General features: G+C 73.5%; 10 protein-coding genes. 7 read left to right on the top strand and 3 right to left on the bottom strand.

The annotated features are described in order from the left end of the window. Positions 1-48 precede the first annotated feature (48 nt). On the bottom strand, positions 49-810 hold the full coding sequence (locus IE244_RS36445) for a GntR family transcriptional regulator (protein WP_191877873.1): 762 nt from the start codon (positions 808-810) through the stop codon (positions 49-51). 240 nt (positions 811-1,050) lie between these two features. Next, on the bottom strand, positions 1,051-1,935 hold the full coding sequence (locus IE244_RS36440; RefSeq protein WP_191877872.1) for an RNA polymerase sigma-70 factor: 885 nt from the start codon (positions 1,933-1,935) through the stop codon (positions 1,051-1,053). 122 nt (positions 1,936-2,057) lie between these two features. Between IE244_RS36440 and IE244_RS36435 the strand changes: the two genes are divergently transcribed. The 4 genes from IE244_RS36435 to IE244_RS36420 all read left to right on the top strand — a co-directional run bounded on the left by IE244_RS36435 (position 2,058) and on the right by IE244_RS36420 (position 7,365). Further along, positions 2,058-2,711: an NADPH-dependent F420 reductase gene (locus tag IE244_RS36435; protein ID WP_191877871.1), complete on the top strand. Its 654-nt coding sequence runs from the start codon at positions 2,058-2,060 to the stop codon at positions 2,709-2,711. Between the two features lie 103 nt (positions 2,712-2,814). Next, positions 2,815-3,645 carry an alpha/beta fold hydrolase gene (locus IE244_RS36430; RefSeq protein WP_191877870.1) on the top strand — a complete coding sequence of 277 codons (831 nt, stop codon included), beginning with the start codon at positions 2,815-2,817 and terminating at the stop codon, positions 3,643-3,645. Positions 3,646-4,202: 557 nt separating this feature from the next. Further along, positions 4,203-5,786: an alkaline phosphatase D family protein gene (locus IE244_RS36425; RefSeq protein ID WP_191877869.1), complete on the top strand. Its 1,584-nt coding sequence runs from the start codon at positions 4,203-4,205 to the stop codon at positions 5,784-5,786. Positions 5,787-5,916: 130 nt separating this feature from the next. Beyond that, on the top strand, positions 5,917-7,365 hold the full coding sequence (locus tag IE244_RS36420; RefSeq protein ID WP_191877868.1) for a GNAT family N-acetyltransferase: 1,449 nt from the start codon (positions 5,917-5,919) through the stop codon (positions 7,363-7,365). A gap of 208 nt (positions 7,366-7,573) precedes the next feature. On the opposite strand, the gene IE244_RS36415 is transcribed toward IE244_RS36420, so the two are convergent. Continuing rightward, entirely contained in the window at positions 7,574-8,773 is a 1,200-nt protein-coding gene (locus tag IE244_RS36415; RefSeq protein WP_191877867.1) for a trans-sulfuration enzyme family protein, read from the bottom strand. Positions 8,774-8,833: 60 nt separating this feature from the next. Between IE244_RS36415 and IE244_RS36410 the strand changes: the two genes are divergently transcribed. The 3 genes from IE244_RS36410 (at position 8,834) to IE244_RS36400 (ending at position 12,092) form a co-directional block, all read left to right on the top strand. After that, positions 8,834-9,319 carry an Lrp/AsnC family transcriptional regulator gene (locus tag IE244_RS36410; protein WP_191877866.1) on the top strand — a complete coding sequence of 162 codons (486 nt, stop codon included), beginning with the start codon at positions 8,834-8,836 and terminating at the stop codon, positions 9,317-9,319. Between the two features lie 52 nt (positions 9,320-9,371). After that, a complete protein-coding gene (locus IE244_RS36405; RefSeq protein WP_191877865.1) occupies positions 9,372-11,063 on the top strand; it encodes a DUF885 domain-containing protein in 1,692 nt (563 codons plus the stop codon). Between the two features lie 360 nt (positions 11,064-11,423). Further along, entirely contained in the window at positions 11,424-12,092 is a 669-nt protein-coding gene (locus IE244_RS36400; RefSeq protein WP_191877864.1) for a hypothetical protein, read from the top strand. Positions 12,093-12,162 lie beyond the last annotated feature (70 nt).

Genomic DNA, 12,162 nt, shown 5'->3' with positions numbered 1-12,162 from the left:
CGCCCCTGGGGCGTCAGGCCCGCCCGTCGATTCGGAGGTACCCGGACGTCAGGAAGCCTGGCGCTCCGGGTCGTGGTGTATCTCGACGTCCGGTGAGTCGCCGAAGGTCAGCCGGCAGGTGTCGGCGCGGTAGGTCGCCACGGAGAGGGCGGCGGTGCGGCCCGCGGCGTAGAAGCGGGTGGTGACGACGAGGACGGGTGAGCCGGGGAGCCGGTCGAGTTCCTTGGCGTCGTCCGCGCGGGCGGAGCCCAGTTCGACGGCGCGGTCCTGGCCGTCGAGCGTCAGGTGCTGGAGTTCACGCAGCACCGCACGCGCGCGTGCCGGGCCCGAGGGGGCGTCGATCGCGGTGAGGTCGGGCACCGAGGCCGCCGGGACGTAGAGGAGTTCGGCGGCGACCGGCTGGCCGTGGGACATCCGGGAGCGGCGCACGGTGTGGACGAGTTCGTCCGCGCCGGTCTCCAGGGCGGTGGCGACGGCGGCGGGCGGCACCGCCTGGTCGCAGTCGACGGGCTGCCAGGCGTCCGAGGCGGCGCCCGGCCAGGTGTGCCGCTCGGTGCCGACGGCCACGCCCACGCGCGGGGGCGCGACGGTCGTGCCGACGCCGCGGCGGCGCTGCAGCCGGCCTTCCAGCTCCAGCTGTTCGAGGGCCTGGCGGAGCGTCGCGCGGGCCACGCCGAAGCGGGCGGCGAGGTCGCGCTCGTTGGGCAGGATCTCGCCGACCGAGAACTCCGAGTCCAGTGCCTCGCTGAGCACGGTCTTGAGATGCCAGTACTTCGGTTCCGGCACCGATTCCAGCTGCGTGGTCCCCACCCTGTCCTCCGCAAGAGCCGTGGTCCGGCGGTTTTTAGCGCCCTTGTTTATTAAAGGTTGTTGCACTTCTCTGCGACCATAGGGCGGCCTTCACCCTTGGTCAAGACCAATCCTCGATCCCTTGGGCACCGCTCAGCCGCCGTGCCGCGGAGCGTTCATGAGGCGTTCGCACGCGCCGGTGTGTGTGACATCGCGGCAAAGCCCCCGTCGCAGGACGGGGGCTCGCGGGGCGTGCGGGGTTCAGCTGTCGGCGAGGTGCCGCAGCTTGTCGGGGTTGCGGACGACGTACACGGTCGTGACGCGGCCGTCGGCGATGTCCAGCTGGACGAGGCTTTCGGGCTTGCCGCCGGACAGGAGCAGCAGCGCGGGGCCGCCGTTGGTCTCCAGGAAGCGGTAGGAGGGGTCCACCCAGGGCTGCTGCGCGACACCGAGGAGGAAACGGCCCACCTTGTCGGCGGTCCGCAGGATCCTGAGCGGCGCCTTGGCCTTGCCGCCGCTGTCGCCGACCAGCCGCACGTCCGGGGCGAGCAGCGTCATGAGCCCGTCCAGGTCACCGCCCGCCGCGGCGGCGAGGAACCGTTCGGTCAGCTCGCGTCGCTGGACGGGGTCGACCTCGTAGCGCGGCCGCCGTTCGTCGACGTGCCGGCGCGCCCGCCCGGCGAGTTGCCGTACCGCCGGCTCGGCGCGGTCGAGCAGGGCGGCGATCTCGGCGTACGGGTAGCCGAAGGCCTCCCTGAGCACGAAGACGGCCCGCTCCAGCGGGGACAGCGACTCCAGGACGACCAGCACGGCGAGGGAGACGCTGTCGGAGAGCACGGCGTGGTCCGCCGCGTCCGGGACGGCGTCGCCGAACTCGGTGAGGTACGGCTCCGGCAGCCACGGCCCGACGTACGCCTCGCCGCGTGCCTGCACCTGGCGCAGCCGGTCGATCGCCAGGCGGGTGGTGACGCGCACCAGGTAGGCACGGGGCTCGCGGACCGCCGCGCGGTCGGCGCGGGACCAGCGCAGCCAGGCGTCCTGGACCACGTCCTCGGCGTCGGCCACCCGGCCGAGCATGCGGTAGGCGACCCCCGTGAGCAGGGGGCGGTGTGCTTCGAAGAGGTCGGTCGCGGTGTCGGCGGTCACCGCTCCATCCCATCCGACACGCGCGGGGCGTGTCCACCCGGAATCGGCCCGTCCGGCAGCGGCGCGGATCACAATGACCGCGGACCGCCGGGGGCCGGCGGCCGGTGACCTGGAGGTGGCCGATGCGGTACGCGGTGCTGGGCACGGGCGAGGTGGGGCGCACGCTGGGCGGCAGGCTGGTGGAGCTGGGACACGAGGTGACCCTCGGCTCGCGCGTCAAGGACAACCCGGTGGCGCTGGAGTGGGCCACGGCCGCGGCGGAGCGGGCCCGCGCGGGCACCTTCGCGGAGGCGGCGGCCGCGGCCGAGGTGGTCATCAACGCGGTGGGCGGCCGGGTGGCGCTCGACGCCTTGCGGGCGGCCGGCGCGGAGCACCTCGACGGCAAGGTCGTGGTGGATGTCTCCAACCCCCTGGCCTTCGAGGACGGCCAGGCGCGTCTGGACCCGGTGGAGTCGGACAGCGTCGGCGAGCAGATCCAGCGGGCCTTCCCGCGCACACGCGTGGTGAAGACGCTGAACACGGTCAACTGTCAGGTGATGGTGGATCCGGGGCGGGTTCCGGGCGCGCACCACCTGTTCGTGTGCGGTGAGGACGCCCGGGCCAAGCAGCAGGTGACGGACCTGCTCGTGGAGTTCGGGTGGCCGGCGGAGCGGGTGCTGGACCTGGGCGGGATCCAGGCCGCGCGGGCGACGGAGATGTACCTGCCGCTGTGGCTGACCATGATGCGGCAGTTCGGGACCGCGGACTTCAACATCGAGGTGCGCCGGGCCGGTTGACCACCGCGGGAGCCCGGCACGCTCCCCTCGGGGGCTACCGGCCGGTAGTAATTGCTGACAAGCTGTCTACGGCGTCCGTCAGCACCCAGACGAGGAGCACCCCATGTCCGCCACCGTCTCCTTCAAGGTCCCCACCCCGCATGGCCCGAAGGACGTGGCCGTGTCCTACGCGCGCGTGGGACGCGGTGAACCGCTCGTCCTGCTGCACGGCATCGGCCATCACCGCCAGGCCTGGGACCCGGTCGTGGACATCCTCGCCACCGAGCGCGACGTGATCGCTGTCGACCTGCCGGGCTTCGGCGCGTCCCCGGGCCTGCCGGACGGCCTCGCCTACGACCTGCCGACCACCAACTCCGTGCTCGGCGCCCTGTTCGAGACGCTGGAGCTGGACCGTCCGCACATCGCCGGCAACTCGCTGGGCGGCCTGCTCGCCCTGGAGCTGGGCCGGGAGAAGCGGGTGCGCTCCGTCACGGCCCTGTCCCCGGCCGGGTTCTGGACGCAGGCCGAGCGGCGGTACGCCTTCGCGGTCCTGCTCGCGATGCGCGGCATCGCCCAACGGCTCCCGCTGCCGCTGGTGGAGCGGCTCTCGCACAGCGCGGCCGGCCGTACCGCGCTGACGAGCACCATCTACGCCCGCCCCGCGCGCCGCGCCCCGGAGGCCGTGGTCGCCGAGACGCTCGCGCTGGTGGGCGCCACCGGGTTCGACGCGACGCTGCGGGCGGGCAGCGCGGTGCAGTTCACCGACGCGCTGCCCGGCCTGCCGGTCACGGTGGCCTGGGGCACCCAGGACCGGCTCCTCGTCCGCCGGCAGGGCGTGCGGGCCAAGCAGCTGATCCCGCACGCCCGGCTGGTGCGGCTGCCGGGCTGCGGGCACTGTCCGATGAACGACGACCCGGCGCTGGTCGCGCGGGTCATCCTGGACGGCAGCCGCTGAACGGGCCGACGGACGCCCGGGCAGCCGCCCGGCGCGCCTCCGGAACCGGGCCGGGACCGGCTGACGGTGGCCGGGCTGCGCCGAAGGCGCCGGGAGCGGCCATCGGCGCCGAGCCCCCGAAGAGGCCGAGGGCCGGGTACGCCCCCTGTGCGCGCGTGCCCGCGGAGGGCGACGCACCTCCCGCCGGCCCGGATCCGACCCTGGGCCCGAACCGAGCCCGGATCCGCCCCAGACCCGAACCCGGACCCGAATCCGACCCCACACCCGAACCCGGACCCAGATCCGCCCCAGACCCGAACCCGGACCCGCCGCACGCCGCGCACCGCGCCCTCGCAGCCCGGCTCCCGCTCGTACGCGCGTGCGAGCGGATCCGATACGGCGGCCGTCCGTGGGTCGCGTACCGCGCAGCCGGCTGACGGACCGTCCGGGGCCGCGGCTCAGTGGTCGGCGACACCGCCCCAAGGCCCGTTGTTCACTTGGGGTTTCCGCGCGCGCCGCAGCGTCCCCGTAGGTGTGGCTCTGCACACCGGCCGGATCCCGTCCTTGGAGGCGCAGCCATGTCAGACCGTCCGTTCCCCGGCCGCCGCAGCGTCCTGCGCGGCTCCCTCGCCGCGTCGGCGGCACTCACCCTGCCGGCCGGCCTCGGCGCGGCCCCGGCGTTCGCCCGCTCCGGGCGGCCCCGGGCCGGCTGGGGCGTGCAGGCCGGCGACGTGACCACCGACTCCGGGCTGGTGTGGGTGCGTTCTGACCGGCCGGCCCGGATGATCGTGGAGACCTCGGCCACCGAGTCGTTCCGCAACCCGCGCAGATGGCACGGCCCTCTGCTGGGCTCGGGCACGGACTTCACCGGCACCACGCGGCTGCGCGGCCTGCCGTCGGGCGAGCAGATCCACTACCGCGTGCTGCTCGCCGACCCGGACGACCCGCGCCGCACGGGCGAGCCGGTGACCGGCACCTTCCGTACCGCGCCCGCGAAGCGGCGCCAGGGCGTGCGCTTCGTGTGGTCCGGTGACCTGGCCGGACAGGGCTGGGGCATCAACGAGTCGATAGGCGGTTACCGGATCTTCGACGCCATGGCGAAGGCCGACCCGGACTTCTTCCTGTGCAGCGGCGACAACATCTACGCCGACGGTCCGATCGCGGCCACCGCCACCCTGCCCGACGGCAGCGTCTACCGGAGCCTCACCACCGAGGAGAAGTCGCACGTCGCGATCAGCCTGGACGACTACCGGGGCAACTTCCGCTACAACCTGCTGGACCCGGCGCTGCGCCGGTTCAACGCCCAGGTGCCGAACATCATCCAGTGGGACGACCACGAGGTCCGCAACAACTGGTACCCGGGCGAGGTCATCGGCACCGGCACCCCCTACCCGGCGGGCACGCGGCTCGACGATCTGGCGCTGCGCTCGCGACAGGCGTTCTCGGAGTACTTCCCTGTCTCCACGATCAGCGGCCGCCCCGACGGCCGGATCTACCGCGCCGTCCACCACGGCCCGCTGCTGGACGTGTTCGTGCTCGACATGCGGACGTACCGCAACGCCAACTCGCCCGACGACCAGACCACGGACCCGGTCGGCATCCTCGGCCGCGAGCAGCTGGAGTGGCTCAAGCGGGAGCTGGCGAAGTCCCGCGCGGTGTGGAAGGTGATCGCCAACGACATGCCGCTCGGCCTGGTCGTGCCCGACCCGGTCGAGGGCAAGCCGGACTTCGAGGCGGTCGCTCAGGGCGACCCGGGCGCTCCGCTCGGCCGCGAACTGCAGATCGCCGAGCTGCTGCGCTTCATCAAGCACCGGCGGATCACCGGCACGGTGTGGCTGACGGCCGACGTGCACCACACCTCGGCCCAGCACTACGACCCGTCGCGGGCCGCGTTCAAGGACTTCGAGCCGTTCTGGGAGTTCGTCTCCGGCCCGCTCAACGCCGGCGCCTTCCCGGCCAACGCGCTGGACGGCACCTTCGGCCCGGACCGGGTGTTCGTCAAGGCGCCCACCGCCTCGAACGTCTCTCCGGCCGAGGGGTACCAGTTCTTCGGCGAGGTCGACATCGACGGTGACAGCGGCGAACTGACGGTCCGGCTGCGCGAGTACGACGGCACCGTGCTGTTCACGCGGACGCTCCAGCCGGGCCGGGTGGGGCAGTAGCGCGGGCGGTTCCTGTGCCAGGGCGGGGCGACCCGGCCATAGGAAGCGCAACAAAAGGGACGGAGCATGCTTTACCCATCGGTCACAAACCGTTCGTGATCACGCAACACCCTTCCTTCACAGTGGCTGCATGACTGCAGACATGTCGAATGTGACCAGGGCGAAGCACGGACGCCCCGTACACCACTGGCGGCGGGACCTCGTCGAGCTCGCCGCCCTGTTCACCGCCGTCGCCGTGGCCGACGCGGTGGCGAACCTGATCGGGCACGGTCCCGACGGTCCCACGCTGCTGGTGATCTCGGCGCTCGTGCTGGCCGCGACGGCGGGCTTCCACACGTGGTGGGCACGGCGCCACGGGCACGCACCGCCGACCGGCGATACCGGCGCCCGGCCGGCCCCCGAGGCCCGGCCGGCCGGGCCCGCCGACCGGGAGGGCACCTCCGCGCACGACGTGACGGGTACCCGTGCGCTGTGGCGGATGCGGACGACGGTGAAGGACGAGCCGGGCTCGCTCGCGGCGCTGTGCACGGCGCTGGCCGAGCGGCACGTGGACATCCTGAGCCTCCAGGCGCACCCGCTCGCCGAGGGCACCGTGGACGAGTTCCTGCTGCGGGCGCCGGACGCGCTGGCGGCGGCGGAGATCACCCGAGCGGTCTCGCTGGCCGGCGGCGCGTCCACCTGGATCGAGCGGGCCGACGCCCATGACCTGGTCGACGCCCCCACCCGGGTACTCGGCCTGGCCGCGCGCACCGCGCTGGACGCCGCCGAACTGCCGCTGGCGTTGCGCCAGTTGCTGGGGCGGTGCACGATCCGCTCGCTGCCCGGGACACCGGTCGGCGGCGGCCGGGGGCCGGAGCCGGTGCCGGCCGAGGGCGTGCTGGAGGACACCGTGATGCGGCTGCCGGCTCCGGAGGGCGGGGTGCTCACCGTCGAGCGGCCGTATCTGCCGTTCACACCGACCGAGTTCGCGCGCGTCCGGGCGCTGGTGGAGCTGGACAGCCGGCTGGGTCCGCGGATCCCGCGCGGCAAGGACGTGCTGACGCTGCCCGAGGGCAACGACATCACCGTCCGCCGGGTCGACACCTCGGACCTGGCCGCCGCGAAGGCGATGCACGAGCGGTGCTCGCCGCGCACCCTCGGCATGCGCTACCACGGCCCGGTCGGCGACGCGGACCGCTATCTGACCCACCTGCTCAGCCCCCGCTTCGGCCGCACGCTGGCCGCGCAGACCACCTCCGGCCGGATCGTCGGCCTCGGACACCTGCTGTGGGACGGCGACGAGACCGAGGTCGCGCTGCTGATCGAGGACGACTGGCAGCAGCGCGGTATCGGCGGCGAGCTGCTGGACCGGCTGGTGGCGATGGCCGTGGAGGCCGGCTGCGAGAGCGTGTACGCGGTGACGCAGGCGTCCAACACCGGCATGGTCACCGCGATGCGCGGCCTCGGGCTGCCCCTGGACTACCAGATCGAGGAGGGCACACTGGTCATCACGGCCCGCCTGAACGCCACACCGGTCGCGCGGCGCTCGCCGTACGAGACCGTGGTGGGCCGCGCCGGCGACCCGGCCAAGCGCGACTGACACACGGCCGGCCGCGGCCGGCGTACCCCCGCGGGCACCGGCCCGGCCGCCCTACCGAGGCCGGTACCCGGAGGCCGGGTCGGCCGGCCGCCGAAGCCGCCCCACCGCGGCCCCGCCGCGCCTGGACCCGGCCACGACGGTGGCGCCCCGGCTACGCCGAACCCCGCCGAACCCACCACCGGCCGCTACGGCCACCGGCGGCCGCCGCTCAGCCCACCGCCTCCCGCAGGGGTACCGGCATCCGGACAGGCTCCCCCAACGCCTGGTCGAGGTCCGCCCACAGGTCGTCCACGTCCTCCAGTCCCACCGACAGCCGCAGCAGCCGGTCGCTGACGCCCGCGCCGCGCCGGTCGTCGGCGTCGACGATGCGGTGGCTGATGGAGGCGGGGTGCTGGATGAGCGTGTCGACGCTGCCGAGGCTCACCGCCGGGGTGACGAGCCGGACCCGGGAGATCACCTCGTGCGGGTCGTCGTGCACCTCGAAGGCGATCATCGCGCCGCCCAGCCGGGGGTAGCGGACGCGGGCCACGCGCGGATCGGCGGCGAGGCGACGGGCCAGTTCGGCGGCGTTCGCGGAGGCGGCACGCACACGGACCGGGAGCGTGGACAGACCCCTCAGCAGCAGGTAGCCGGCCAGCGGATGCAGCACTCCACCCGTGGCGAACCGTATCTGCCGCAGCCGGCCCGCGAACTCCTCGTCGCAGGCCACCACGCCGGCCAGCACATCGCCGTGGCCGCCGAGGTACTTGGTGGCGCTGTGCAGCACCAGCCGGGCGCCGTGCTCGGCCGGACGTTGCAGCACGGGCGTGGCGAAGGTGTTGTCGGCGAGCAGCGGGACCGAGCCGCAGGCGTGGGCGATGGCCCGCAGGTCGAGTTCGGCGAGGGTCGGGTTGGCCGGGGACTCGACCATCACCAGACCTGTGTCCGGGCGGAGCGCCTCGGTGATGCCGGCCGGGTCGGTCCAGGTGACCTCCGTACCGAGCAGCCCGGCGGTCAGCAGATGGTCGCTGCAGCCGTACAGCGGTCGTACGGCGACCACGTGGCGCAGCCCCATGGCGGACCGCGCGAGCAGGACCGCGCTGAGCGCCGCCATGCCGCTGGCGAAGGCGACCGCGGACTCGGTGCCCTCCAGCCGGGCCAGCGCGGTCTCGAAGCGGGCGACCGTCGGGTTGCCGAGCCGGCCGTAGACCGGCGGTCCGACCGGGTCGGCGCCGTCCGTGGCGAAGGCGTCGATACGGGCGGCCTCGCCGCGGCTGTCGTAGGAGGGGTAGGTGGTGGACAGGTCGATCGGCGGGGTGTGCAGGCCCTGGCGGGGAAGATCGTCGCGGCCGGCGTGCACGGCCTCGGTGGCAAGGGCTCTGGATGCGGTGCGTACGCCGTCGTAGGCACCGGTGCTCGCTGTGTCCATGGGCGGAAGGGTGAACATCGAACGGTTCACTGAAATCGAACACCGTGCTACGTTCGGCCAATGGCCGAATCTGTCGTACTGGATCCGGTGGACCTCCATCTGCTGCGACTGCTGCAGAACGACGCCCGGACCACCTACCGTGATCTGGCCGCGCAGGTGGGCGTGGCACCGTCGACCTGCCTGGACCGGGTGACCCGGCTGCGCCGCTCGGGCGTGATCCTCGGTCATCAGCTGCGACTCGATCCGGCCAAACTCGGACGCGGGCTCCAGGCGCTGCTGTCGGTACAGGTACGGCCGCACCGGCGGGAGCTGGTGGGTCCGTTCGTGGAGCGGATCCGGGCGCTGCCGGAGGCGCGGTCGGTGTTCCATCTGACCGGGCCGGACGACTATCTGGTGCATGTGGCCGTCGCGGACCCGGCGGATCTGCAGCGGCTGGTGCTGGACGAGTTCACGGCACGGCGCGAGGTGGCCCGGGTGGAGACCCGGTTGATCTTCCAGCAGTGGGAGTGCGGACCGCTGCTGCCTCCCGGCCACGCCCAGAGCTGAATCCCCGGAACGTGGGTGACGCGGTGATCCTCCGCGTACAAGGATGGGCCGCATGTCTGAGACCAAGAGCCCGCTGCCCCGTGAGGTGGCCGACGCGTACGTGGACGACCTGATCGCGCTCGACCCGGTGACCGGTACCTACCTCGGTGTGACGGAGAGTTCGCGCCGGCTGCCCGACTACTCGCCCGCGGGCATGGCGGCCCTCGCGGAGCTGGCCCGGGCCACCCTCGCGAAGCTGGACGAAGCGGAGCGGCAGCCCGGTGCGGACAGCGATGCGGAGCGGCGCTGCGGACGGCTGCTGCGGGAGCGGCTGACCGCCGGACTCGCCGTGTTCGAGGCGGACGAGCACCTGCGCGCGGTCGGCAACATGAGCACGCCGGGCCACTCGGTGCGGGACATCTTCACGATCACCCCGGCACAGACGGAGGAGGACTGGGCGGCGATCGCCGAGCGACTGCGCGCGGTGCCGGGCACGCTCGCGGGATACCGCGAGTCGCTGCAACTGGGTCTGGACCGCAAGCTGTACGCCGCCCCCCGGCCGACCGCGACGTACATCGAACAGCTCACCGAGTGGACGGACACCGACGGCAAGGGCCGCGGCTGGTACGAGGACTTCGCCGCCGCGGGTCCCGAGGCACTGCGCGCCGAGCTGGACGAGGCGGCCGGCGCGGCGACCGGCGCGCTGGTGGAGCTGCGGGACTGGTTGCGGGACGTGTACGCGCCGGCGATCGAGGGTGCTCCGAACACGGTGGGCCGCGAGCGGTACGCACGCTGGTCCCGCTACTTCAACGGCACCGATCTCGATCTGGACGAGGCGTACGCGTACGGCTGGTCGGAGTTCCACCGGATCCTCGGCGAGATGCAGCAGGAGGCCGAGAAGATCCTGCCCGGCGCCGGGACGCCGTGGGTGGCGCTCGCGCACCTCGACGAGCACGGCCGGCACATCGACGGCGTGGACGAGGTCCGGGAGTGGCTGCAGGGCCTGATGGACCGGGCCATCGAGAACCTGGACGGCACGCACTTCGAACTCGCCGAGCGGGTGCGGAAGGTGGAGTCGTGCATCGCCCCGCCCGGCGGTGCGGCGGCCCCCTACTACACGGCTCCGTCGGAGGACTTCTCGCGGCCCGGCCGCACCTGGCTGCCCACGATGGGACAGACCCGCTTCCCGGTCTACGACCTGGTGTCGACCTGGTACCACGAGGGCGTGCCCGGCCACCACCTGCAGCTCGCCCAGTGGGCGCACGTCGCGGAGAACCTGTCCCGCTACCAGGCGACGATCGGCGGGGTCAGCGCCAACGCCGAGGGCTGGGCGCTGTACGCGGAACGGCTGATGGACGAGCTGGGCTACCTCACGGACCCCGAGGAGCGGCTCGGCTACCTGGACGCGCAGATGATGCGGGCGGCCCGGGTGATCGTGGACATCGGCATGCATCTGGAGCTGGAGATCCCCGCCGACTCGCCGTTCCACCCCGGTGAGCGGTGGACGCCCGAGCTGGCGCAGGAGTTCTTCGGCGCGCACAGCAGCCGGCCGGCGGACTTCGTGGAGAGCGAGCTGACCCGGTATCTCACGATCCCGGGCCAGGCGATCGGCTACAAGCTCGGTGAGCGGGCGTGGCTGCTGGGCCGGGAGAAGGCGCGGGAGCGGCACGGCGAGGCGTTCGACCTGAAGGCCTGGCACATGGCGGCGTTGTCGCAGGGTTCGCTGGGGCTGGACGACCTGGTGGACGAGCTGTCCCGGCTCTGACCGCCCCGCGTCGACCTCCGAAGCGGCCGACCTCCCCGATGCCCCAGCCGCCCTCACCGGCTCCGGCCCCCCGGCCGACCCAGGCCGCCCCGGGGCCATCGGGGAGCCCGCGGCCTCGCCCCGCCGCACCTCGCAACCCGCAGACCACCCGCCCACGGCACGCCTTCACCGCCATGGGCAGCCGTCCCGCAGGGCGGGACGGGTGGGCACGGCCGACAGCGCCGGGCCCTGCCTCGCGCCGGGCGTGCGGGCCGTGCCGGCGCCGCCGTACCCGTTCGGCCGTCCGGCCGTCCCCGGTGGCGCAGGTGACCGGGTGGCGGCTAGCTGGTGCCGGAGGCGATGTGGAGGAGGCGGGCCGGCATGGAGCAGCACGGGCAGCAGGTGCTGGAGACACCCCGGGCCGCCGGCCTGGCGGGAGTGGTGTTCGCACTGCTGCTCGCGGCGGCGATCGTCCTCGTACGGCTGGGCATCCCCGAAGGCGCCGCCGCGGCCGGCACCCCGGGATTCACGGACTCCGCTCAGCGGAAGGCGCTGCGGACGGCCCTCACGCTCGTGCCGTTCGCCGGCATCTTCTTCCTGTGGTTCGTCGGCGCGGTGCGGGCGCACGTCGGCGCCGTCGAGGACAAGTTCCTCGCCACCGTCTTCCTCGGCAGCGGGCTCGTCTACACCGCGACGATGTTCGGCTCCGCCGCGGCCGCTGCGGCCGTCCTCTCCGTCGGACACCCCACCGGCACCGCCCCGCAGCTGCCCACCTGGGACTTCGGCCGTCATCTCGCGTACACGCTGATGGCGTACGCCACGCGGATGGCGGCCGTCTTCGTCTGCTCCATGTCGGTGATCGGCCGCCGGCTGGGGGCCCTGCCCCGCTGGCTCTCGGCCCTGGGCTTCCTGACCGCTCTCACGCTGCTCTTCGTCGCGTCCAGCGTGCGCTGGGCGGAGCTGGTCTTCCCCGCGTGGTCACTGGTGCTCAGCGTGTACATCATCCTGGCGCGCGGTCGCGCCGGGACCCGCACCGCGGAACACCCCTGAACGGCCGGTTCCCGGTGGCGGGCGCGCCACGCACGGACGGCAGCCCGAATGGGGTTTCCCGACGGGCGAT

It is taken from the genome of Streptomyces filipinensis, assembly GCF_014649495.1.
GTDB lineage: Bacteria > Actinomycetota > Actinomycetes > Streptomycetales > Streptomycetaceae > Streptomyces > Streptomyces filipinensis.
The sequence above is the reverse complement of the archived record's forward strand: the minus strand, read 5'-3'. Positions and strand labels throughout refer to the sequence as shown.

Excerpts from the sequence above, each read along its gene's own strand:
- IE244_RS36435 (WP_191877871.1), top strand. The coding sequence starts at position 2,058 with ATGCGGTACGCGGTGCTGGGCACGGGCGAGGTGGGGCGCACGCTGGGC.
- IE244_RS36430 (WP_191877870.1), top strand. The coding sequence starts at position 2,815 with ATGTCCGCCACCGTCTCCTTCAAGGTCCCCACCCCGCATGGCCCGAAG.
- IE244_RS36425 (WP_191877869.1), top strand. The coding sequence starts at position 4,203 with ATGTCAGACCGTCCGTTCCCCGGCCGCCGCAGCGTCCTGCGCGGCTCC.
- IE244_RS36420 (WP_191877868.1), top strand. The coding sequence starts at position 5,917 with ATGACTGCAGACATGTCGAATGTGACCAGGGCGAAGCACGGACGCCCC.
- IE244_RS36415 (WP_191877867.1), bottom strand. The coding sequence starts at position 8,773 with ATGGACACAGCGAGCACCGGTGCCTACGACGGCGTACGCACCGCATCC.
- IE244_RS36410 (WP_191877866.1), top strand. The coding sequence starts at position 8,834 with ATGGCCGAATCTGTCGTACTGGATCCGGTGGACCTCCATCTGCTGCGA.
- IE244_RS36405 (WP_191877865.1), top strand. The coding sequence starts at position 9,372 with ATGTCTGAGACCAAGAGCCCGCTGCCCCGTGAGGTGGCCGACGCGTAC.
- IE244_RS36400 (WP_191877864.1), top strand. The coding sequence starts at position 11,424 with ATGGAGCAGCACGGGCAGCAGGTGCTGGAGACACCCCGGGCCGCCGGC.